The organism is Ignavibacteriales bacterium, assembly GCA_026390775.1.
GTDB lineage: Bacteria > Bacteroidota > Ignavibacteria > Ignavibacteriales > Melioribacteraceae > Fen-1258.
Genome location: JAPLFF010000006.1, coordinates 1 through 24718 on the forward strand (window position 1 = coordinate 1; position 24718 = coordinate 24718).

The following is a 24718-nucleotide window of genomic DNA, read 5'->3' on the forward strand; positions in this document are numbered from 1 at the left end:
ACAAACCTTTGGAGAATTGTAGCAACAAATGCTAGCGCCTTAGGTTACAATGCATTTCTTATTACAGTTGATCTAAAAGAAAAAACTACCGGAATTCAAGTCGAGAGTAAATTAAGATCGGTCATGATCTCAGGATCAAAAAATTTTTCATTCAATGATTTCAATTTAGCAGATTTAACCTACCGCAACACAAAACTTCAGGAAGCATTTGGTAAGAATATGAATGCGCCTGATGGAAATTACACCATCTGCGTATATGTTAAAAATGAAAAAGGTGAGGAAGTAGCCAGAGATTGCATTGACCAAACCATTACCACAATAATTCCGGAAGAGGTAAGCCCACATCTTACCGTGAGATTAATTCCGCCTCCGCCAAATCAGCTGAAGAAAACAGATCTCTGGAGATTAGTTGCAACTAATGCAAGCGCGGTAGCCTACAAGGCATTTCGTATTAGTATTGATATTAAGGACTATAATCTTGGAATTCAGGCCGAGAGTAAATTAAGATCGGTCGTGATCTCAGGATCAAAAAGTTTTTCATTCAGTGATTTCAATTTAGCAGGCATAACCTACCGCAACACAAAACTTCAGGAAGCATTCGAAAAAAATATGAATGCGCCTGATGGTAATTACACTATCTGTGTGTCTGTTAAAAATGAAAAGGGTGAGGAAATAGCCAGAGATTGTATTGATCAAACCATAGCCACTGTAATTACGGAAGATGTAAGTCCACAGCTTATTTCTCCCGCCGACGGTTCAAAAATAAATTCGAATCAGCCGATTTTGTTTACCTGGATGCTTCCATCAATTAAACACGGCGATGATTATAATTATAGAATTAAAGTAGTTGAGATACTCAATAATCAATCTCCTTCTGAAGCAGTTAAACAAAACCCGGCATGGTTTGAGAGAGAGGATATTAAAACAACGACATTAATATATCCCGTTGCTGCAAGGAAGTTCGAAAAGGGGAAGAAGTATGCATGGCAAATAGCAGCCTATACAGATAATAATGAGATTGGAAAAAGTGAGACGTGGAGTTTTATTTATGGTAGTGAAGAACTGCCTGAAAAGATTACAGAGATAAAACAATGTGATGTTTTTAAAGTAGAATTTAAAAAAACTACCCAGAGTGACACACTTTCTTATAAGCTTTTAATAACTAATAATTATACCGGAAAGTTCGCTGGTAATAAGCCGGGAAGCTTTCGAATTGCAGTCAAGGGTGATTCTATTGTTTCAATTGTTGGAGGTGTCTCAGGTGGTTGGCAGCGTACTCCGTCGAAATTTCCTCCTGGTTCAAGCGGTGTGAAGTGGACTAACAATTCCGGTGATATTCCAAATGGTATAACTGATTTAGGGAATATTTCATTACAGAGTAATACTACTAATCCAATACAGGTAGATTATGAATGGTTAGATAAGGAGGAAGTTTTAATTTGTAAGAACTCTAGTGTTCTTAATAAATCAAATAGATCGCATGTCACTAATCCAACTGATAGTACATTATCAGGAGGAACGGGAACAGTAGCAGTAGGTGATACAATTAAGGCCGGACATAATGGAGAATTTAAAGTTATCGTTACCGACGTAACTACCGAAGCGGATAGCTCAGTAACAGGTAAAGGAAGAGTCCACATTAATTGGTTGGGGACAAATGTTGCTGTCGAGTTTAAAAAAATTCGAGTTGATACAACTAGACGATTAACATCCGGTGGAATTGTAACTACAGAAAGCGGAAGTTCCAGTACATCTTATTTAGCATATCCGCTAGCATGGGCTGAGAGTGTTCTAACAGGACCGGGTGCAGCTAATGTTGTAGATCATATGGTAAACTGGTCGAATGGTAAAATTGATAACCTCGTTACCTGGGTTAATAGTCTTAACTATGGTCAGCCGCAAATAAACTACCAAAGTAATATTCCGCCTCCTGTACTACCAGACTATTCACTTAAAATGCCTTTTGGTTTGCAATTCAATAATGGCAATCAGAAATTGGTAATTACTGAAATGGTCTTCAAAAAAGATTCATCTAAAATAAATTTTTTAGCGCAGGAAAAATTTACAAAAGCGGGCACACCTTATACTTTAGGATTTGCGGGAAAATATTTTCCTATACATCCTTCCAGTATAAATTTTTCCAGCGGTCGTGTGGAACTTGCAGAAGACATAAAAATTCCCAACACCATAGCTACTCCTAAAATGATTTTCAACTTTAAAAAGGGGACACCTAATTCCGGATGTTATGTTGAATGGGATAGCACTGGCGTTAAAGATATAAGTCTTGGACTCGAAGTTAAGTTTACCAGAGATTGGTTACTTCCAATTCCTACTTCAACAGATTCGGTTAAAGCAACCATTTCAGGAAATGGAACTAGCATGCATGATATTCTGCTTGCCGGCACTTTAGATAGTTGTGAAATTGTCGGCACAAATGGAATAAAGATTCAGGCAAGCCCGATGTCACTCGATCTTTCAGATAGTAGAAATCCCCTGGACATGCATTTCCCTAGCAACTACCCAAACGATTCAACAGTAACATGGAAAGGATTCTATGTTAAATCTTTTGTCCTCACTTTACCTGATACATGGAAAACGGGAACTAATCTTACTGCACCAGTCGTAACAGCATCTAATTTCGTAATTGATGATATGGGGCTAACCACGAAAATAAAAGCTGTAAACGTTTTCAATTTGCAATCAGGAAGGATAGCTGATTTAAGTGCCAGTCTGGATACGGTTGAGATTTCTATTATCAGTAGCTCTTTAGTCAGCGGAAAAGCCAAGGGCATACTTGTATTGCCAATAAGTGAAGTTACAACTCAAAATAGTTTAAAATACACAGCCACATTCAACCAGGTATCGAGTGGAAATAATTTTCAAATAGCTATACTTCCTGTGGGTCCGATTGATGCCGATATTTTTAAAGGCAAACTAACATTACTACCAACCTCAAATATTTCGGCGAATCTTTCTCCAAACTTAAACACTCTTTCAATTAATTTGAACGGTACTTTTAAGTGGGATAGTCCTAACTTTCCAATTAAAGGTATAAAGATGGAACTGGGTTTTGAGAATGTAGGATTAAACTATGCTTATAATTCAACTACAAATACACTCAATTTTAATCCCGGTACATGGAGCTTTGCGAGTCCCCCAAAATGGTTGGCAAATTTTCCTGTCTCAATTAAAAAAATCTATTATAAATCGTTAACAAAAGCGAGTTTGCCCAGCCCGAAGATGGAGCTTTTAAGAGGGGCGCTGATGATTGATATAGTTGCCAACCTCACCGAAGACATAGGTGGCGCAACCACATTGGGTGCATCATTTGCTATAGAATTGAATAAAACCGACAAAAAATTTACGCCGAAGTTCATAGAAGTTTTTCTTGACAGTATTTCAGTTCATGCAGATATGCCGGCTGTGAAGATTGATGGTAATATAAGTATTCGAAATGAAGATCCTGTTTATGGTAATGGCTTTCTTGGAGAATTAAATGTTGCATTTACATCTGTTGGTCTTAAAGCAAGGGCATTAGTCGAGTTTGGAAATACTAATTACTTATATGGCAGTTTATACAGGTATTGGCGAGTAGAAGCGGATGTACTTTTACCACCTCCGGGCGTTCCTTTTTTAACGGGTCTTGCCTTCAGAGGTTTTGGCGGCGGGGCCTACTATAATATGTTAGCAACACCGGGTACCTCTACTAAAACACCATCAGGCAAGAAATTTACTTTTACTCCTTTGAAATCGACAATGGGCTTGAGAGTCGCAGCTACAATTGCAACTACACCGAAAGAAGAAACTTTCAATGCAGACGTAGGACTATTAGCACAGTTCTCAAAGAGCCAGGGTTTAACATATATTGCCTTTACAGGTGACTTTTGGGTTGGTGCCGGTTTTGCAAAGCGACCGACGGCTAACATTAGTGGAAATGTTAATGTAAGTTATAATTTTCCCGATAAGCATTTTAATCTTTCCGCAAGTGTTAATGTAAACGCTACGCCTATTACTACTCCAAGTCCAGCAAATCTTGTGTTGGACATAAGAGGAAAAACAAATAAATGGTTTTTCAAATTTGGAGAGCCGGTGCCTAACGGATTAAATCAAGTAGATGTTTTTGGTGTTCACTTATATGAGTATTTAATGTTTGGGAATGATATCGTAGCCCCTTCCGGATTTACACAAACGTTTAAGGATGGTTATCATGGTGTATTTGGAACTGACCCGGGTATTCCTGTAATACCTACTAATACACTCACGGCAACCGGCAAAGGATTTGCATTAGGTATAGGATTTAAATTTAACAAAGACGTTAATTTTAATTTAGTTGGTAGTTATTCTGCAGAATTGAAATTAAATGCAGGTGCCGAGTTAAATCTGGCATTCGCAGAATATAATGGAAACAACTGTGAGTATCCTTCCGAACGAATTGGAATTAATGGATGGCAAGCCTCAGGAAGTATAGGCTTTTATGCTTCTGTATTAGCATCTGTAAAACATAATAGTACGACCTGGAACATAGCCGATATAAAAGCCGGGGGTTGGCTGCAAGGAAAATTTCCAAATCCAGTTTATGTAACTGGCTTAGTGGAAGGGTCTGTTAAAATTGGACATTTTACTACATGGACACATTCTACTGGTGATTGGTACTACAATTCTTACACTGATTGGGGGTGGTCAGCATGCGTACATCCTCAAGATCATTATCTGGTAAATACATCATTTAATAAGAGTTTTGAATACGGTACTAATTGTTCCGGAATAACCAGTGCAGGAGATGGTGCAACAGTTGTACAAGGAGATGCTGCTCAAGACCAACAACAATTATTAATACAATATGTACATCCCGCACAACAATATGACTTTCCTATCACATCTCCTTTATCGGTAGAGTATGGATTGATTCCCGACAATATTTTTGATGTATCTGAGCAACAATCGGATGGTTCTATAAAAAATAGAACTTTTAAAATGGTAGTAAGCACAAACTTGAAAATTCATAATGCTGATGGTTCACTATCGAATGTTGTATTAAAGAAAAATGAAAATAATCTAGGTGAGTATTTATATACCGTTTCAACTCCAAACACAATAAATACAACAACAGCTAAAACAATTAGTCAGACTCAAGCTAAAAGTAACACAGTTAATACTAACATACTTCTTAACAATACCGTTATAAAAAATACTGCCAGTAGTGGACAAATAATTACTACTTATCCGTTACCACCGGCCAGTAATACTTATAATAATTTACCCCCTGAAGCCCCAGAGGTTAAAAATAATTTAACAGTAGATAAGGATTATACTTTTACTGTAACTGCTACATTAAAAGAATTTGTTAGCAATAGCTGGATTGATGCAAAGAACAAGAATAATAATGTTGTTACTCAAACTGTTACTAAAAAATTCAGAACAGGACCAATGGTTACAGTTGCAAGTACGCTTAATTCAAAAAACACTTTAATAAATAAATAATAAAATAAAAGATCAACTATGAAAAACTTATTAATATCAAATATGCTAAAGCACAAAATGTGCTTAATATATATCGTTGCCATGTTTTTATTTGCAAACATCGGCTTTGCTCAAAAGGCAGATACCACAACAATTCCAACAAGCTATGTTAATGTTGTTGGCAGATATACAGAAGGCAAAGGTGTTGAACTACGATTTTTCTCTGATAAAAAATCGGTTCTAGAAATTGGTTTTAAAAATGGATTTAGTATTGAAAGAACACTTTTCGATTCAAAAGTTAAAAGAAAACAAACCGATACTTTGGTTTATGTAGAAATTGCAAAAGTATTTCCATATAAAGATAATCAATGGGAAACCGCTATTAGTAACGAAAAAAACTTAGACTCAAAAAATGAATTAGAGGTTGCCAGAGATTTTCTAAAAAATATTTCTAAACGAGAAGGTGGAGTTTTCAGTTTTGACAAAGGCATTGCAGAATTAAAAGATCAGAAAAGTAAGGAAGATTATGAGTACATGGTTTTTGCACTATCCGCATTACAAAATGCAAATGTTGCCAATGCATTGGGTTTAGGTTATACAGATAGTACGGCCATAAAAGGTAAATCGTATATCTATAGAGTTAGACCTTTAAGTGCATCTAATATGTACAAAATTATTCCTGTGGATTATTTTATTGTTGCTGAGAAACTTAAGAAAGGTTACGATAATCATGTATATGTAAAGCAGGGAGATACAGAATTATTTTTTGCTTGGTTAGATATGCCGGAACTTTCAGGATATTTTGTAGAGCGGGCTAATCCTGGCGAGACCACATTTACTCAGTTAAATAAAGCTCCAATACATAGTCTTGAAGGAAGCAATTATGAAGGTGAATCCAGAAGCGGATATAATGACAAAAATTTGATCAACTATAAGATATATACTTATAGATTTTTTGGCTACACTTTGTTTGGAGAAAAAGTACAATTTGCAGAAGTTAAAGCTATGCCGAAAGATTTAACTCCTCCCGAACAACCATTTCTACAACAGCCACAACATGTAAAAGCCAAAGAGGTTTTGGTTACATGGAAAATGAATCCGATTCCGGCGCCAGACTTGAAAGGATTTTTTGTAGCTCGATCAAATAAAAATGAAGGAGAATTTAAAGTACTACACAGCGGAATGCTTTCAAAAGATACCAGGACATTTACAGATACTACCTTCATCACCGGTCAGCCAAATTATTATGTAGTTCAGGCAGTTGATACTGCAAAAAATGTTAGCTCTTCGTATCCGGTTTCTGTTACATTAATAGATTCTATACCCCCGGTTAAACCGGTTTTTATTTCCGGCAAAATAGATTCGCTTGGAGTAGTGACAATCACAGTTCAGAAAAATAAAGAAAAGGATTTAATGGGATATAGACTTTATAAATCAAATAGTCCTGAACATGAATTCTCTGTTATTCATGAAAGTTTTATGAATAATGACTCTTTAGTACAAGTGGTGCAAACAGTATTTAAAGATACCGTTACATTGAATTCATTAACACCTTTCATTTATTACAAAATTAAAGCACTGGATTTCAATTACAATCAATCAGAGTTTTCGAATGTGATGAAAGTAGCACGGCCTGATACAATTCCCCCCGTTTCCCCTGTATTTAATGATGTGATTGTAGGAGAAAAAAAGATTGAATTGCATTTTGTGCCAAGCAGCAGCGAAGATGTTAAAGAACATATCATATATAGAAAAACAGATCTAAAAGGTAAGTGGGAAATTCTTAAGACAACGGAGTCAACCGCTAACAAATACATAGACACCACGGTAACAACTGGTATTACGTATTATTATTCAATTAGGGCCAAAGATTTAAGTGGGCTGTATTCTAAATATGCTTCGGTAGTATATGGTAAACCTTATGATACAGGCATAAGGCCTTCAATTGAAAACTTCATGGCAAAAGTTGAAAAGAAAAATATCATTCTCAGCTGGGAATACCCTGCTTTAAAAACAGAACACACTTTTGTGATTTATAAGAAGGATGATAAGGGACAATTAAAACAATACGACACGACAAAAGAAAAATCATATACCGATAAAAATACTAATAAGGAAAATTACTATGCAGTTAAAGTTATTACGGGAGACGGCGGTCAATCAAAATTTAGCAACGTGCTCGGTAAAATTATTGAATAGTAAAATCATACAATCAGTTCATCTAATTAAATAATTCAAAGTGGTATTAGAATACTATTCATGACATCACTACTATTTGAAGGGAAAAAAATGAAAGCAATTAAAATAATATTACTGTTCTTCATAGTAACAATAAGCTCTTACGCTCAAGTTACCGTTCATCTTCAACAGCCGTCCCCATATCAATTCAAGGTTGAGCAATTCTGGAAAATTGTTTTAATCAACAACAGTGAAAAAACTGTAAATGTTTATTTAAAAGGAACCGCAACAGAATCTTTGCAAGGAAAAATTATCGAAGCAACTTCATCTGTGATTAGTTTGCAACCCGGCGTAAAGAATGTTAATGGTCGGGATCTCGGCCCATTCACTGTAAGTGAATCGAACACTCGATATAAAAATATTATAATGAATACCGGTAGCCTTCCTTCAGGAAGTTATGATATTTGTGTTGCCGTGTTCCAAGCAGTAGATGGAATACAAATTGCATCCGACTGCATTCAAACTACAATCGAAAATTTAAACCGGATGGAATTGATAAGTCCATTAGATCAAGAAGTTATCGGTAATATCTCTGCGGAAGAATCTGAAAATCAAAAATTAAAAAATATGAGTGGGCCTCCGGTAATTATCTTTTCCTGGTTGCCGCCGGTTCCAGTACCACCGGACGCGAGAATTAGTTACAGATTGAAACTAGTAGAAATTCTTGGGTATCAGTCTGTACATTCGGCAATGGCATCCAACCCATTGTATTATCAATCACCAATGATTTCCTCAACTGTGTTGCGATATCCGGTAGCCGCTCGGCAATTGGTTCCGGGAAAAAGATATGCATGGGAGATTGAATGTTTTATTGATGATTTCAAAACACAGGAAAGTGAAATAAGATCTTTTGAAATTCAAGGTGGTGAAGAAAGGAAAATAAGATATGATGTTAGCAATGCCGGCACTACTCAATACAGTGAAACTTTTATTAATGAAAAATCTGGACTGCCATCAGGTTTGTCATCTTTCACAAACACAAATAAAAATTATGGAACATCTATCTTAAATTTCTTTGGAGCTCCGGCACAGATTGATCTATTTGGTAGTCCAAGTAATTTTAAGTTTTACGGTGATGCAAAGCTTACCCAAATAACAAGCAGTAAACCCGCACAATTCTCACAGCTTCCTTCAAACTACCAGACTTTAGAAATTAATCCGAGACTTTCAATTTATGATATTCCATTCGGGATGAATATTTATCTCTCATCATTAAACAATTCGAATAGGCAAAGTTTGAACAGCGTTTCATTTATGCTGGATATTGATCTACTGAAATCAAAAATAAAAGATCGTATTTCTGAAAAAGTTAAGGAGATTGCATCATCTGTCGATTCTACTTTAGGAAAACTTACAGATATAGCGTTAAACGATCCGAATAAACTAGAAGAGAACGCAGAAAAACTTGGACTAATCTCTCCAGCGGAAAAACTCTTTCTAAATATTAAAACGCTCGGAATCGGAAGAACATATCCTGATTATTCAGAGTTAACGGTAAGCGGCGTACCGGTTAACGGATTGAATGTGGAGTTCAACCCGGGAATATTATACTTTGCCGTTGCTGCCGGGAATAATTTAGATGGTATCGATAATGTTTCTTTTAAGAGATCATTTTTAGCCGGTCGAATTGGATTGGGTGAAAAAGAAAATGCACATTTCTTTTTAACTGCATTAAAAATGAAGGATGATCTGAATTCGATATTAGTAAGTTCATTAAACCCATTATTAACGCCGCAGGAAAACGTTGTGTTAGGATCTGAAGGTAAACTTAACTTATTTCAAAAATTGATCGAGATAAACGGTGAAGCAGCGGTATCTGGTTTTACGCGAGATTTAAACGATGCAGATTTTGTTAGTAGTTCAATTCCGGGCTTTGTTAAAAATTTATTAACGCCGAAGTTGAGCACATCATTTGATTACGCTTGGAAAGGAAAAATAGCTTTTAATAATGAGCCGAGTGCAACATTACTTTCTTTAGGAGTAAGAAGAATTGGTCCTGGATTTATGTCGTTAGCAGCACCGAGTTTAAGACAAGATCAATTCCAATTCGATTTTAATTTCGACCAGAAGTTTGCTGATAAAAAAATAACAATGAAAACGTTCTTCAAAGTTTACAATGATAATCTGATCAATTGGAAGCAATCCACAACAACAACTACATCGTTTGGTATTAATCTCGGTTTTTATTTTCCGAATCTGCCGTTTGTTCAAATAAATTATTCTCCATATTCACAAAGTAATGATAATGTTATCGCTGCTCAAAAGATGGAAAACACATCCGATTTGTTCTCTTTAATGACCGGCTATTCTTATCAGTTATCCAGTGTATCTGCTTCAACAATGCTTTCGTTTACTGGCCAATGGCAAAACAATAAGATTGGAATTATATCAAACAAGTTCTCGAATGAATCTTATATGTTAAACCAGAGTTTCAGTTTTGAATTTCCACTGACATTGAGTTCGACTTTAAGTTTGACTCAATCTAAAATTCTTTCTATATCAAGTAGTATAACGGAATTTGATTTGAACGGCAATTATCAATTAAGTGAAATGATTTCCGCAAATCTTGGCGGAACTATCTCCAACGAGGAGAATCAGACAAAGAAAACTATGATTTATATGGGCTCAAATATAATTCTTTATCAATGGCTAAGATTCGAACTTCAAGGGAATATATCAAACTATAAGGATCTTTCAGGCGGAGGAAATAACTATAACGATGCTATGCTACAAGCTACGGTGTCTATGAATTGGTGATACAAGCAATGAAAAGTGGGAGCAATTATTAATTAATAGGAAGTTTTTGTGTTATAGGTTATTCTGTTTTTTGCTAATGGTTTGATCATGTTGAAAAATAATTTTCAACGATAAAGATTTATTTAAAGAGCGAGATTAATATGAAAAAACTTTATACAGTGTTTGTAGTTCTTTCCGGCTTGTTCTATGCTACAAACATATTTGCACAAGCTGCTTCTGTTACATGGGCACTTAACAATACAACTCAATTGACTTCTGCAAGTGTTGGCAATGTAACAGGGTCAGCGGAATCTATAAATTCGGGTTCCGGACAATTTGGAATGAGTGTTTTCGATTACAGCAACGACGGTCAAAGGCTTTGGGAAAATACTGCAGGCTGGATAGCAGGTGCTGAAGAAGCTACACGTTATATTCAGTTTGACGCTTTATTTACAATTGGAAATAGTTTTACTGTAACAAACGTTTCCTTTAATTATGGCGCTGCAGGCATCAATGGTCATATTCAGTCGAATGTTTATTATTCAACTGATGGTTGGCAAACAAGAACATTATTGAATTCAGGTCCTTTAGCATACCCGAATCCTGCAATGTTGCAATTTACCCAAAGTGTAAATGTTGCAGTAGTTGGCGGTACCACATTTTCTCTTAGAATCTATCCTTATGCGATATTAAACAGCATAGCGATGAGTCCTACTTTTGCTGTTCATAATAATATTGTTATTACAGGTGCAACTGCAACAAAAAAGAATTGCGTCATACAATTAACGAATGTAGTTGGTAAATGGGGTAAGTCTGTTTTGTTGACAGCGAAGCTACAGGAGATCGGTGCAGCAGGTAATACAAACTTACCTAACCAAGTACTAAAGTTTTATATGGACAGTGTGTATGTTAAATCAGGCACAACCAACGCAAGCGGAGTAGCGAGTTTGATATATACTATACCACAGGATTCAGCCACACATTCAATCTCAGCACCACAAGATTCAGTCGCACATTCAATCTCAGCAACATATGTGGGAGATGCAAATTATAATGCACAAAGCGGAACGGGTACATTGACGATAGTAAGACATGTTACAGGTGTAGTTGTAACACCAACGATCGCTATTTATGGACAACCGGTTGTGCTTGTTGCAACTTTGGTGGACAATGACAACGACGGAAAAGGTGTTTCTAACCAAGAACTAAAGTTTTATAAAATCTCTCCGGGAACAAGAGAAGGAAATACAACAAGGGTATATGTAGGCTCGGGCATAACTAACTCAGATGGAACTACGAACGTAGTGTTAGAACTCCAAGGGTCGGAATTAGAATTCGTGGCGTCATTTGCCGGAGATGCAAATTATAGTCCAAAGAGTGGTACAGGAACATTAAAAAAAATGACAGCAATACAAATAACAGATACAGCTGGTAAGTGGGGAAAGACAATATTGTTGACGGCGAGACTGCAAAAGACTGGCTTAACAGGTAATACGAACTTACCTAATCAAGAAATAAAGTTTTATATGGATAGTGTGTATGTTAAATCAGGCACAACCAACGCAAGCGGAGTAGCGAGCGTAATGTACACTATACCACAGGATTCAGTCACACATTCAATCTCAGCACCACAAGATTCAGTTGCACATTCAATCTCAGCAACATATGTGGGAGATGCAAATTATAATGCACAAAGCGGTACGGGGAAATTAACGGTAGTAAGACATGTTACCACTCTATCGATAAGAGGTCACGACGGTGGTGCAGGAAAGATATATACACAAGATTTAGCCCTAACTGATAATGATAATAGCGGGAACGGTATTCCCAACCAGATTTTGAAGTTTTACATTGATAAAGTATATGTCAAATCAGGTACAACGAATGCAAGCGGAGTTGCGAGCATATCATTCACTCTACCGCAGGATTCAGTTTCACATTCGATCACAGCTTCATATGCCGGAGATGTAAATTACAGTCCGCAAAGCAATACAGGAACAATTACATATACACTAAAAAGTTGCATCATACAAATGACAAACGTGGCCAGTAAGTGGGGAAAGTCAGTTTTGCTAACCGCCAAGCTGCATGAGACTGGCTTAACTGGTAACACAAACTTACCAAACCAGAGATTAAAGTTTTATCAGGATAGCGTATATATTAATTCTGCAACAACCAACTCAAGCGGAATAGCGAGTTTAATGTACACAATACCACAGGATTCAGCAACACATTCGATCACAGCACCACAGGATTCAGTTGCACATTCGATGAGAGTAGAATTTGCCGGAGATGTAAATTACAGCGCACAAAACGGTGTGGGTACATTGACAGTAGTAAGACATACTACAAGTATATCAGTTGCAAATAAGAGCGGTAGTGTAGGACAGACAATAACGTTAGAGGCAACTTTAACAGACAATGACGAAAACGGAAAAGGTGTTTCTGGCCAGGCACTAAAGTTTTATAAAATCTCGTATGGAACAAGGGAAGGAGATACTGCAAAAGTTTATGCAGGATCGGGCATAACGAATTCAAGCGGATTAGCTATCCAATCGAGTAGATGGGACGATACTGATATTGTACATGTTGAAGAAGTGATATTTGAAGGTGATGCAAATTATAGAACACAAAGCGGTACAGGAAAATTCACTATTACAGTTGTAGGTGTTGAAAATAATCAAGCGGATATTTCAACAAAATTTGATCTTTCACAAAACTATCCCAATCCATTCAATCCAACTACAACAATAAAATATGATATACCTAAAACGGGTTTTGTAACTATTAGTGTTTACGATATTCTTGGGAGAGAAATCAAAATATTAGTTAATGAGGAGAAAAATCCCGGTCATTATGAAATAATTTTCAATGCAAGAGAATTATCAAGCGGAATATATTTCTATACTATTAGAACTAGTGATTTTTCTTTAAGCAAGAAAATGATTTTGATGAAATAAAATCTTGTACTTTTTTTGACATAAAGCCAGAGTATAACTGCTCTGGCTTTTTTGTTTAGTGGATAGTCCTATGGTGTATCAACAACTTTTAACTACTTTTTACTTTGATAGAATATCCATATTTTTAGTTAGACAAATTCATCTTATTAATCATATCGAAGACACATATCATAGATCAACATAAGGGAAAAAATTATGAGCGTAACAAAAGAAGAGGCGCTGAAGTATCATAGTGAGGGAAGAAAAGGTAAGATTGAAGTCGTTCCGACCAAACCATGTTATACTGCTAGAGAATTATCACTTGCCTACACTCCGGGTGTAGCAGAACCGTGTAGAGAGATTGAAAAAAATGACGACGATGTTTACAAGTATACTGCAAAAGGAAATTTGGTTGCTGTTGTTTCAAACGGAACTGCAGTATTAGGATTAGGTGATATTGGTCCGCATGCAGGTAAACCTGTTATGGAAGGTAAAGGTGTTTTGTTTAAACGATTCGCTGATATAGATGTATTCGACATTGAATTGAAAACACATGATCCAAAAGAAGTAATCCGTGCAGTTCAATTAATGGAACCTACTTTTGGCGGGATTAATCTTGAAGACATCAAAGCGCCGGAATGTTTTGAGATTGAAGAAGAACTAATTAAGACTATGAACATACCTGTATTCCATGATGACCAGCACGGAACAGCAATAATTTCTTGCGCCGCTTTGATTAATGCTGTGGAAATCGCCGGGAAAAAATTAGACAAAATTCATCTTGTTGTTAACGGTGCCGGTGCTGCTGCCATTTCTTGTTGTAAATTATATGTTGCCGCGGGTGTTAAGAGAGAAAACATTTCAATGTTTGATACAAAAGGGCACGTCAACAAAAAAAGAACTGATCTAAATAAATACAAAGAATTATTTGCCCAGGATAACCAGTATGCAGATTTAGCCGATGGAATGAAAGAAGCAGATGTGTTCGTTGGATTGTCAAAAGGAAATATTGTTTCGAAAGAAATGGTTAAGAGCATGGCAAAGAATCCGATTGTATTTGCTATGGCTAATCCAGATCCAGAAATCAAGTACGAAGATGCAATTGATGCACGCAAAGACATTATTATGGCAACCGGAAGAAGTGATTATCCCAACCAAGTTAATAATGTTCTTGGATTCCCATTTATATTCCGCGGCACACTTGATGTTCGCGCAAGTAAAATTAATGAACAAATGAAAATGGCTGCTACAAAAGCTCTTGCTCAACTTGCAAGAGAGAAAGTTCCGGAAGTAGTTCTTAATGCTTATGGCGGAAAAGAATTTTCATTTGGTCCGGAATATATAATTCCAAAACCGTTTGATCCGCGCGTACTATGGAATGTTGCACCTGCTGTTGCAAAAGCTGCTATGGATACCGGTGTAGCCAAAAATCCAATTACTGATTGGGATGCATACAAAGTACAATTGCAGGAGCGTTTAGGATATTCAACTGAAATAGTTAGAGTAATGGTTCACAAGGCTCAACAAAATCCCAAGAAAGTAGTTTTTCCTGAAGGCGAAGAAGAGAAGATCATACGCGCTGCTAATGCTGCTTATGATGACAACATTGCAAAACCAATTCTGCTTGGTAATGAACAGATTATTAAAACACGAATTGAAGATTTAGGATATGAACTAAATAAATTTGAAATAATAGATCCTGAGACAACGAAAAAAAATGAACAATATTCAGAAGTGTTTTATAAAAAACGTCAACGTAAAGGTATAACTCCGCGAGATGTAAAAGCTTTAATGCACGATCCGAATTACTTTGCAGCAATGATGGTGGAAATGGGTGATGCAGACGCGATGGTTGGCGGACTAACACAACACTATCCTCAGACAATCAGACCAGCACTTCAATGTATAGGTGTGAAAGAAGGATTAAAAATTGTATCCGGAATGTATATTGTAATCATTAAACGTAAAGTATATTTCTTTGCCGATTGTACGGTAAATGTTGATCCTACCCCAGAACAGCTGGCAGAAATTGCTATTAATGCTGCAGATGCTGTCAAAGAGTTTGATATAATTCCTAAAATTGCAATGCTTTCATTCAGTAATTTTGGAAGCGCTCCTTATCCGCAAACAATTAAAGTTTCAAATTCCGTGAAAATTGTGAAGCAGAAAAGACCTGATCTTATTATTGATGGTGAGATGCAGGCAGATACTGCGGTTGTTGCTGAAAAAATGGAAAAAGAATATCCATTTTCATCACTTAAAGGTGGTGCAAACGTTCTGATCTTCCCAACTCTTGAAGCTGGAAATATTGCTTATAAACTATTGCAGCGTTTGACCGATGCTACAGTGATTGGTCCGATCCTGATGGGAATGAAAAAACCTGTTCATGTTATTCAGCGAGGCGATACTGTTAATGATATTATTAATATGACTGCTATTGCTGTTGTCGGTGCAAAGAGCCACAAATAATTGAATGTTTTATTGATTCGGATAATTGGAAAAAGCCTAACTTCATTTAGAAGTTGGGCTTTTCGTTATTTATATTACGAATAGATAATTTTATCTTAGCCACAGATTAATCGGCAAGATTTATAGTGTTAAAAAATATTTTATATATCTCCGGAAGCGTTGTGATATTTTTTGCCGGATTAATTTTTTATGGGATAATTCTCAATCTCCGAGAAGTTACCTTAAAAGAAGCATTGATTGAGAAAGGATTGGCAAAACTTGAAAACGTACATCTCGTAATAGATAGAACTGATTATCGAATTTCACTTTACTCAAATAAAATTTTAGTTAAAACATACAAAGCTGTATTTGGTAAAAGTTCAGGAACAATAAAATCTTCTGCAGAGGATAATATTACACCTATCGGCGATTATAAAATTTGCGCAATTGATACATTAAATAAGTACCATAAATTTTTACATTTAGATTATCCGAATGAACGAGATGCAGCCGAAGCTCTAAAACAAGGATATATTTTCGATGATGAGTTTAACACAATAATACTAGCTGCCAAGAAAAATGAATGTCCGCCTAAAGAAACAAAACTTAGTTCAGAAATAGGAATACATGGTATTGGAACATATAATATTATATTTAAAAATCTTCCGTTCCCATTTAATTGGACTAACGGATCAATAGCGGTTAGCAACGAAAGTATAGATGAGTTATACTCAGTGATAAAAGTTGGAACTCAGGTAAAAATAATTAATTGAAGGATTACTGTTGAAATTTAAGCTTTCATACATTTTCATATTTCTATTTGCAGCAGGATTATTTGCACAACCAAATAAAAAATTTGAACTTACTCAGATTAACTTTGAAAATAATAGTAATTTTTCCTCATCTGTCCTTAGGGAAATAATATTTTCTAAAGAATCACCCAATTGGTTGTCGCAACTCTTAAATAAGATTTCATCATTAGGAGGCAAAGCTGTTTATTTTGATTCTCTGCTAATTCAATCAGATATAAATGCACTCAAAAATTTTTATCATGCCAACGGATTTTTCAAAGTAAAAATTAATTCTAATTATCAACTGGATTCATCAAATAACGAAGCACGATTATCTTACACGATCTTTGAATCTCAACCGGTTTATTTTAATTCATTGACTTTGAAAGGTTTGGAATGGATTGCACCCGAATTTCAAGAATTACTTACCGATTATTGTAAAGTAGATACGAATAAAATCTACGAAGATGCAATTGTTGATGAGAAGAAAAATTATACTTCGTCCTTCCTTCGTGATCACGGTTTTATGCTCATTAGTGCAGATAGACCTACTGTTGTTATTGATACAATGAAAAATAAAGTTGATGTAGAATTAAAGTTTATGCCTGGAAACCGATATAAGATTAGTGATTTGTACACTCAACGAACAGGCAAAGGAGTTGATTTAGTTGATGATGCTTTGTTGAAAGATATTGTTGGAATAAAAATCGGAAGCTGGTACAGCAATTATGATATTCAGCGGGGACAAGTAAGATTGTTTAGGACGAATCTTTTTACTTCAGCGGCTGTAATGGGTGTTATATCAGATACAGTTGGCAATAACGTTCCTCTTAACATTAGCGCGGATATCGGGTTAATGCATGAACTATCGCCTGAAATAATAATGAACAACGAGGATAATACCTTTAATCTTGGTTTAGCTCTGAACTTTATCAAGAAAAATTTTCTCGGCGATGCAAGAAAATTTACCATTGGTACTTCTGCTGCGGCACAAAACATTTCCGAGTTCTTACGTAATCCTTCATTTGCAGATTCCGCATTTTACGGCTACTTCGACGCACGTGTTTCAATTGAACAGCCGTTTCTATTTGGTGATCCAATAACAACAAAACTTGAGACTTATTTTACCACTCAAAAAAGAAAAAATGAATATAACTCTATAATAATAGGCGGCAGGTTAAGTTTCGATTTTGAGCTTCCGCAGTTTATCTACTTCAATTCATTTAACGTATATTTAAATGTTGAACGATCTGAATATGATTACAAACCGGCTTATATAAAAAATTTATTAAGCCAATCTTTTCAAATCAAATATGGAGCTCCTAAGAATTTTGCAGATTCGGTAGCAAGTAATTATGTAGATAAGGACCTTGGCGGCAGATATATTTCCCAGAGTACGAATGCTGCAATCGGAATTAATTTAGGAGCTAACAAAACAAATGATACTTTTTTCCCTTCAAACGGTTATGCTCTTTCTTTTTTGTTAGAAGATGGTAACTCTATTCCATATCTGATCAGCAGATTATTTAAAAGTGGTTTTACCCGTCCATTATTTTTTAAGGGTGTTATTACCTCATCGGTTTACTTACCGGTTTATAATTCCAAAGTAGATGCATTAGGAATAAAATTTAAGATCGGACAAATTTTTACTTACCGCGGTGAACAATCGGCTATTCCATTAAATCAAAGATTGTACGCCGGCGGAAGTAATTCTGTACGCGGATGGGGAACCCGCCAGCTTGTTCCTAAAAAAGTTGAGTTTGATTTAGCCGCTAATCCCACTCAAGATGATCTTGAAGCTTTTCTTGGTAAAGGCGCTGCAACCGGCGGATTCTTTTTGATGGAAGGTTCGGTTGAAACACGCAACCGGTTAATCGGACGATTAGGCACAGCACTTTTTATTGATTATGGAAATACTTGGAACGGATACCAAGAATTTCGTTATGATGAAATTGCCGTTGCTGCAGGTTTTGGTTTAAGATATTACTCGGATTTTGTTCCCTTAAGAATTGATTTCGGCTTTAAGATCTACGATCCAAATGACCGTCGTCCCATGGTTAGCAAAGAATTCTGGAAAGAGATTCTTCAGTTTCACATTGGAATAGGTGAAGCGTTTTAATTCATTATTTTTTTGAAAACCACACAATAATCCGACTTTGTTTACCAACGCATTTTTAACTAAATTTGTCATTACTTTTTAGGAACCCCAGATGATTTCAAGTATGACCGGCTATGGTAAAGCTATCGTTCAGAGAGACGATATTACCGTTGAAGCCGAATTAAAAAGTCTTAACAGCCGATATCTTGATCTTTCGCTTCGAATTCCGAAGTTTCTTATGAACAAAGAATTTGAAATACGCGAAAAAGTTAAGAACCGGATTAAAAGAGGAAAAGTTTATTTGGCGGTTTCAATCCGTAAAGGAGAAATTGAAGAACGATTTAATGAGATCGATCCTGCCGGCGTTAAGTATGCACTTAGTTTGTTAAAGGATATTAAAAAGTTCGCAAAGATAAAAGGTAATCTTAAATTAAGCGATGTTCTTCTTTTTCAGAATATGCTGTTCAAAGATGATTACGAACAAGCCGGAGAAGAATTTGAGATTGTTGTTGAAGCGATTGATTCGGCTGTTAACGAATTAAACAAAATGCGTGAAGCTGAGGGAAAAGAGCTTGAAAAAGATTTACGCAAAAGGGTGCAAATGATCGGCAAGGCACTTTCTAAAATTGAAAACTCATCAGAAGAAAGTATCAAAGCTTATTTTGAAAAGATAAAAGAAAAAGCAAAACAATTAGTTGCTGATCTATCTAACAATCAAGACCGCTTGAATATGGAACTGGCGTTAATTGCCGAACGTGCCGATGTAACGGAAGAATGCGTTCGCTTACGCAGCCACATTAAAATGTTTCTAGATACAATTTCGAAATCAGATGATGCCGGAAGGAAACTTAATTTTATAGTTCAGGAAATGAATCGCGAAGCAAATACAATAAATAGTAAATCTGTATCATCAGAAATTTCTCACAATGGAATTTCTATAAAGGAAGAAATAGAAAAGATTCGTGAACAAATTCAGAACATTGAGTAAACCGTGTCAAATCATAAGGCAAAATTATACGTATTTTCTGCGCCCAGCGGTTCCGGTAAAACAACCATAGTTCGTGATGTGCTAAAAAATTTTCCCGAGTTTGTTTTTTCAGTTTCGGCTACTACAAGAAAAAAAAGAAGTACTGAAAAAGAAGGTGTTGATTATTATTTTATATTGGAAGAAGAATTTAAAAAGAAGATTGATACCGGTGAATTTGTTGAGTGGGAAAAATTTTACGATTATTATTACGGGACATTAAAAAATTTTGTTGACGGTAATCTTGCAAAAGGTTTATCAAACGTTTTTGAAGTAGATGTTAAAGGTGCTTTAAGTATCAAGAAAGCATACAAAAATTCTGTTCTAATATTTATTGCGCCACCAAGTATTGATGTTCTAAAAGACAGATTGATAAAACGAAATACTGAAACAGAGGAAGATCTTAAGAAACGTATTGAGCGGGCTGAAATGGAATTGAGCTTTAAGGATCAATTTGATTATGTGGTTTCTAATTTGAATCTTGAAGAAGCAAAAAAAGAAGTAAAAAAAATTATAGAAAAAGAAATATAACAGGAGAAATAAAATGGCAATTAAACCGATTAACCTAACCAAAATAAAAGCGAGCATACCGAATCTTTATGAAGCCGTTATTGTTGCAGCAAAACGTGCACGGAAACTCAATGATGACAATAAACTCGAATTCAATTCGCTGTTAAGCACAATGACATCCGGACACGAAGATGAATTTGAAGACCGGGAAAATCCCGAACAGATGAAGCTTTCGTTAGAATTCGAAAAACGCGAGAAAGCTCATATCAATGCTGTGAAAGAATTAGTTGATGCAAAGATCGAATACAGATACAAATCAGAAAAAGATAAATAAATATTTAGCTTTTCTTTTAATGAAGCGGAAATCAGCAAATGATCTCCGCTTTTCTTTTTTGTGCTAAAGTTAGTGCTAAATTTTCAGTAAAGATTTTGTTAATTTCCTACTGCCAATCGTGTTAAGTCCTTAATAGGATTTGAAAATGATAGAAAAAAAATTATTGATAGAAGCAATTAAAGACCAGCAGGAAATCTTTGGTGATTTTTTGTTTGAAAATGTGGATACTGCAATTGAGGAATCGATGAAGAAAAAAAATACTGTTGCTAAAGAAATACTAGAGAATAAAATATCTGTTGCAGAGAATCTCTTTCTTGAAGATTTCCAAAAGACAGAATCAATAGAAGAGCTGAACTCAAAGATTTGTAATTGCCAAAATTGTGCACTTGGAAAAACTAGAACAAAATTTGTCTTCGGTGTCGGTAATCCTAATGCAAATGCAATGTTGATAGGCGAAGCACCCGGCCGTGATGAGGATTTACAAGGTGAACCATTTGTTGGTCGCGCGGGAAAATTATTGAATGATATATTGAAAGCTGTAAACTTTAAGAGAGAAGATGTTTACATCGCCAATATATTAAAATGCCGTCCGCCGAATAACCGGGATCCTCTTCCGCTGGAAATGGAAACTTGTATTCCATATCTTCATAAGCAAATAGAATTGATACAACCGAAAATTATTTTATGTCTTGGCAGAGTTGCAGCAAACGGATTGCTTGATAAAAAACTTTCATTGGGACAGTTACGTGAAAGTAATTATGAATTTAATGGAATAAAAGTAATGGCAACATATCATCCCGCGGCGCTTTTAAGAAATCCTAATTGGAAACGCGGCTGTTGGGAAGACGTACAAAAATTTAGAAAACTGTATGATGAATTAACGGCAAAATAAAATGGCAAAGCGAACAACTAACCGAAAAAGCAGTAAACGAAGTATTGATATTGAAAAATTAATAGCGTCGGCTAATCAACCACCATCTGCAACCGAAGTTGAGATGGCGGTACTTGGTGCAATGTTAATTGATGAAGATGCAGTTCCTAAAGCAATCGAAATTCTAAAACCGGAATCTTTTTTCGATAAAAGAAATAGGATTGTATTTGAGTCAATGGCTTCTTTGTATGAAGCTAACGAACCGATAGACACTGTTTCTGTTTATGAAGAATTGAAAAAATCCAGTAAGACAGATGAAGCAGGCGGCGCAGCGTATATCAGCAAATTATCTCAAGATATTTCTTCTGCTGCCAATATAGATTATCACGCGCGTGTTGTTATGGAAAAATGGATTCTCCGCCAATTGATTTCTTCATCCATGGAAATTGCCAGTTCTGCTTATGCAGGTAATGAAGATGTTTTCGATCTGCTTGATGCTGCTGAAACAAAGATCTTTCAAATTTCCGAAAAGGGAATTAAAGAATCCTTCAAGTCAATGGATAAAGCAGTTAAAGAAGCGCTTGAATTGATCGAAGCAATTCACTCAAAAAATATTTCTACATTTTCGGTTCCTTCGGGATTTTTTGAATTAGATGATCTGCTCGGTGGATTTCAAAAATCCGATTTAATTATAGTTGCCTCCCGTCCTTCTATGGGCAAAACTGCATTCGCAATGTCTGCCGCACGCAATGCCGCAATAGATCATAACGTACCTGTAGGTGTATTCAGTTTAGAAATGGCCACTATTCAATTAGCTACAAGATTAATTTCTGCCGAGGCTCGTATCAATGCACATAACGTACGAACAGGAAAGTTTAAGGCAGAAGAGGGAGCGAAGATCAGCCGTACCGTTCACAAACTTAGTAAAGCACCGATTTATATTGATGATACTCCTGCTATTTCAATACTTGAACTCCGAGCAAAAGCGAGAAGACTTAAGAATGAGAAAAAAATAGGATTGATAATTATTGATTACTTACAGCTTCTTAGCTCTACTGTTCATATGGAAAGCCGTGAGCGGGAAATTTCAACAATATCTCGTTCGTTAAAATCTCTTGCTAAGGAATTGAATATTCCTGTTGTTGCACTTTCTCAGTTAAACCGTCAGTTGGAAGCACGCTCGGATAAAAAACCAATGCTTTCGGATTTACGCGAGTCCGGTTCGATCGAACAGGATGCAGATGTTGTATTGTTCTTATACCGTCCTGAGGTTTATGGCATAACTCAATACTCTTACGGTGAAATGAACGGCGAATCAACCGAAGGTATTGCCGAAGTAATTGTTGGTAAACAAAGAAACGGTCCTATTGGTGAAGTTAAATTACGTTTCATAAAAGATTATGCAAAATTTGAAAATCTTGATCGGTTTAGACAACAGCAACTACCAGCCGGCGCAGAACAAGCGGCTATTGCTCAAGGTGCAGAGGACTTTCCGATATGACAAAGTTGTTGTCATTTCTATTTCTTCTTATCATTGCGTTTGATTTGAATGCACAAACTATTTACACGCAAGCTGATGTTGATGTTTGCAATTCTAAATTTCAATTCTCTTCTGAAAAAAACCTTTCTTCATTACCTATCAATGAAATAATAATCGAGATCGGAAAAAGTTTTCTTGGAACAGATTACGTTGCCAACACTCTTGAGAAAGGTGATAAGGAAAATCTTGTTATTAATCTTACAGGATTAGACTGCTACACTTTTCTTGAAACTTCGCTAGTGTTCGCGCGGTGCATCAAAAAAGGGAAAACAACGTTTGAAGATTATCAGAAAGAATTAACCAAAATCCGATACCGGGATGGAAAGTTGAAGGAATATCCTTCACGGCTGCATTACTTTTCTGATTGGATCTACGATATGGACGAACGTGATATAGGGAAAGACATCACAAAAGAAATTGGTGGTAAACGGTACGTTAAGAAAATTAATTTTATGAGCACTCATGTTGATTCTTATAAACAGTTGAAAGAAAATCAAAAGTTTGTAAAAGAGATTTCAAATATTGAACGGCAGATCAGCACCCGGAAATATTTTTTCATTCCGCAAGAAGATATTGCTTCCGTTGAGGGAAAAATTAAGAGTGGGGATATTATTGGAATTACAACTAACGTTGAAGGACTCGACATTGCGCATACGGGAATTGCAATCCGTATGGATGACGGACGAATACATTTAATGCACGCACCGAATGTAGGGTATAAAGTTCAAATCACAGAAAAGCCGCTTTCAGATTATATCAAAGGAAATAAGAAACAAACGGGTGTGATGGTTTTAAGACCGAATTAAAATTTATATAATTCTCAATTCTCCATTCTCAATTATTTTTTATCAAGCTTAATAGCACCTTAATATTTTCCAAATCCTCTTTCTGATCTTTTTCTTTCGGTGTTTCTAAAACCTTCGGCACCTTCTCTAACTTTTTATCGTTCATGATATTTGTAAATCCTTCCTTGCCGATAAATCCTTTCCCAATATGTTCATGACGATCAACTCTGCTTCCCAAATCTTTTTTGCTGTCATTCATATGTATGCACTGCAAACGGTCTAATCCGATTATATCATCAAACTCTTTGATTACTTTTTTATATTCTTTCGGATCGCGGATATTATAACCGGCTGCAAAAATATGGCAAGTATCAATGCAGACAGTCATTCTGTCTTTCTCATCAACCATATCAATTATTTTTCTCAGCTGTTCAAATTTATATCCGAGAGCAGTTCCTTGTCCTGCAGTAGCTTCGAGCATACTTTTGGTTTTGTACCCTTTGATTTTTTCATGCGCATAGTTAAGAGATTCCGCAATAATTTTTATTCCTTCTTCTTCTCCTTGTCCCGTATGAGCACCGGGATGAAAATTTAATTGAGGAATTCCAAGCTGCTCACATCGTTCCAATTCTTTGATGAATGATGTACGAGATTTTTGCAAACTTTCCGGATCTTTTGCGCAAAGATTGATCAAATAGGAATCATGCGAGACAACAAATTTTATGATTGATTGACTTAATTTATTTTTGAAATCAGTTATTTCCTTTTCGTTTAGATCTCTGGCAAAATATTGATTATTATTTTTTGTGAAGATTTGAATTGCGGTAAAGCCAAGATTCTCCGCGGTCTCAATTGCAGAAGCCGGTCCACCCGAGACAAATGTATGTGCACCAAGTAAGTGTTTCATTATTTTCCCTTTCGTACTTCTTTATTTTATTTCTGGT

14 protein-coding genes are annotated in these 24718 nt (G+C 35.9%); 13 read left to right on the forward strand and 1 reads right to left on the reverse strand.

Annotated elements, in window-relative coordinates:
• From NTZ27_04820 to NTZ27_04880, 13 genes are all read left to right on the forward strand, one after another.
• A partial coding sequence (locus tag NTZ27_04820; GenBank protein MCX6174057.1) for a hypothetical protein occupies positions 1-5481 on the forward strand: 5481 nt, incomplete at its 5' end.
• A gap of 18 nt (positions 5482-5499) precedes the next feature.
• Positions 5500-7659, forward strand: coding sequence for a hypothetical protein (locus tag NTZ27_04825; protein MCX6174058.1), 2160 nt, complete (start codon positions 5500-5502; stop codon positions 7657-7659).
• A gap of 90 nt (positions 7660-7749) precedes the next feature.
• Complete coding sequence (locus tag NTZ27_04830; protein ID MCX6174059.1) at positions 7750-10455, forward strand: hypothetical protein; 2706 nt, start codon at positions 7750-7752, stop codon at positions 10453-10455.
• Between the two features lie 140 nt (positions 10456-10595).
• Complete coding sequence (locus NTZ27_04835; protein ID MCX6174060.1) at positions 10596-13394, forward strand: T9SS type A sorting domain-containing protein; 2799 nt, start codon at positions 10596-10598, stop codon at positions 13392-13394.
• Positions 13395-13589: 195 nt separating this feature from the next.
• On the forward strand, positions 13590-15842 hold the full coding sequence (gene pta / locus NTZ27_04840) for a phosphate acetyltransferase (protein MCX6174061.1): 2253 nt from the start codon (positions 13590-13592) through the stop codon (positions 15840-15842).
• 125 nt (positions 15843-15967) lie between these two features.
• On the forward strand, positions 15968-16594 hold the full coding sequence (locus NTZ27_04845) for a L,D-transpeptidase (GenBank protein ID MCX6174062.1): 627 nt from the start codon (positions 15968-15970) through the stop codon (positions 16592-16594).
• A gap of 10 nt (positions 16595-16604) precedes the next feature.
• Complete coding sequence (locus NTZ27_04850; GenBank protein ID MCX6174063.1) at positions 16605-18731, forward strand: BamA/TamA family outer membrane protein; 2127 nt, start codon at positions 16605-16607, stop codon at positions 18729-18731.
• 91 nt (positions 18732-18822) lie between these two features.
• Positions 18823-19698: a YicC family protein gene (locus NTZ27_04855; protein ID MCX6174064.1), complete on the forward strand. Its 876-nt coding sequence runs from the start codon at positions 18823-18825 to the stop codon at positions 19696-19698.
• Positions 19699-19701: 3 nt separating this feature from the next.
• Positions 19702-20265, forward strand: a complete 564-nt coding sequence (gmk, locus tag NTZ27_04860) for a guanylate kinase (GenBank protein ID MCX6174065.1) — start codon at positions 19702-19704, stop codon at positions 20263-20265.
• Between the two features lie 13 nt (positions 20266-20278).
• The gene (locus tag NTZ27_04865) at positions 20279-20578 is read left to right on the forward strand and encodes a DNA-directed RNA polymerase subunit omega (GenBank protein MCX6174066.1); all 300 of its coding nucleotides are present in this window, start codon (positions 20279-20281) and stop codon (positions 20576-20578) included.
• A gap of 145 nt (positions 20579-20723) precedes the next feature.
• A complete protein-coding gene (locus NTZ27_04870) occupies positions 20724-21470 on the forward strand; it encodes a uracil-DNA glycosylase (protein ID MCX6174067.1) in 747 nt (248 codons plus the stop codon).
• Position 21471: 1 nt separating this feature from the next.
• Positions 21472-22950 carry a replicative DNA helicase gene (gene dnaB, locus NTZ27_04875; GenBank protein ID MCX6174068.1) on the forward strand — a complete coding sequence of 493 codons (1479 nt, stop codon included), beginning with the start codon at positions 21472-21474 and terminating at the stop codon, positions 22948-22950.
• Positions 22947-23795: a DUF1460 domain-containing protein gene (locus NTZ27_04880; GenBank protein ID MCX6174069.1), complete on the forward strand. Its 849-nt coding sequence runs from the start codon at positions 22947-22949 to the stop codon at positions 23793-23795. The genes dnaB and NTZ27_04880 overlap by 4 nt, the downstream gene beginning before the upstream one ends.
• A gap of 28 nt (positions 23796-23823) precedes the next feature.
• Here NTZ27_04880 and NTZ27_04885 read toward each other — a convergent pair whose 3' ends face one another.
• On the reverse strand, positions 23824-24681 hold the full coding sequence (locus tag NTZ27_04885) for a deoxyribonuclease IV (GenBank protein ID MCX6174070.1): 858 nt from the start codon (positions 24679-24681) through the stop codon (positions 23824-23826).
• Between the last annotated feature and the right edge of the window lie 37 nt (positions 24682-24718).

Coding starts and splice junctions, on each gene's coding strand:
- dnaB (MCX6174068.1), top strand. CDS start 21,472: ATGGCAAAGCGAACAACTAACCGAAAAAGCAGTAAACGAAGTATTGAT.
- NTZ27_04865 (MCX6174066.1), top strand. CDS start 20,279: ATGGCAATTAAACCGATTAACCTAACCAAAATAAAAGCGAGCATACCG.
- NTZ27_04835 (MCX6174060.1), top strand. CDS start 10,596: ATGAAAAAACTTTATACAGTGTTTGTAGTTCTTTCCGGCTTGTTCTAT.
- NTZ27_04870 (MCX6174067.1), top strand. CDS start 20,724: ATGATAGAAAAAAAATTATTGATAGAAGCAATTAAAGACCAGCAGGAA.
- NTZ27_04830 (MCX6174059.1), top strand. CDS start 7,750: ATGAAAGCAATTAAAATAATATTACTGTTCTTCATAGTAACAATAAGC.
- pta (MCX6174061.1), top strand. CDS start 13,590: ATGAGCGTAACAAAAGAAGAGGCGCTGAAGTATCATAGTGAGGGAAGA.
- NTZ27_04885 (MCX6174070.1), bottom strand. CDS start 24,681: ATGAAACACTTACTTGGTGCACATACATTTGTCTCGGGTGGACCGGCT.
- NTZ27_04855 (MCX6174064.1), top strand. CDS start 18,823: ATGATTTCAAGTATGACCGGCTATGGTAAAGCTATCGTTCAGAGAGAC.
- NTZ27_04880 (MCX6174069.1), top strand. CDS start 22,947: ATGACAAAGTTGTTGTCATTTCTATTTCTTCTTATCATTGCGTTTGAT.
- NTZ27_04825 (MCX6174058.1), top strand. CDS start 5,500: ATGAAAAACTTATTAATATCAAATATGCTAAAGCACAAAATGTGCTTA.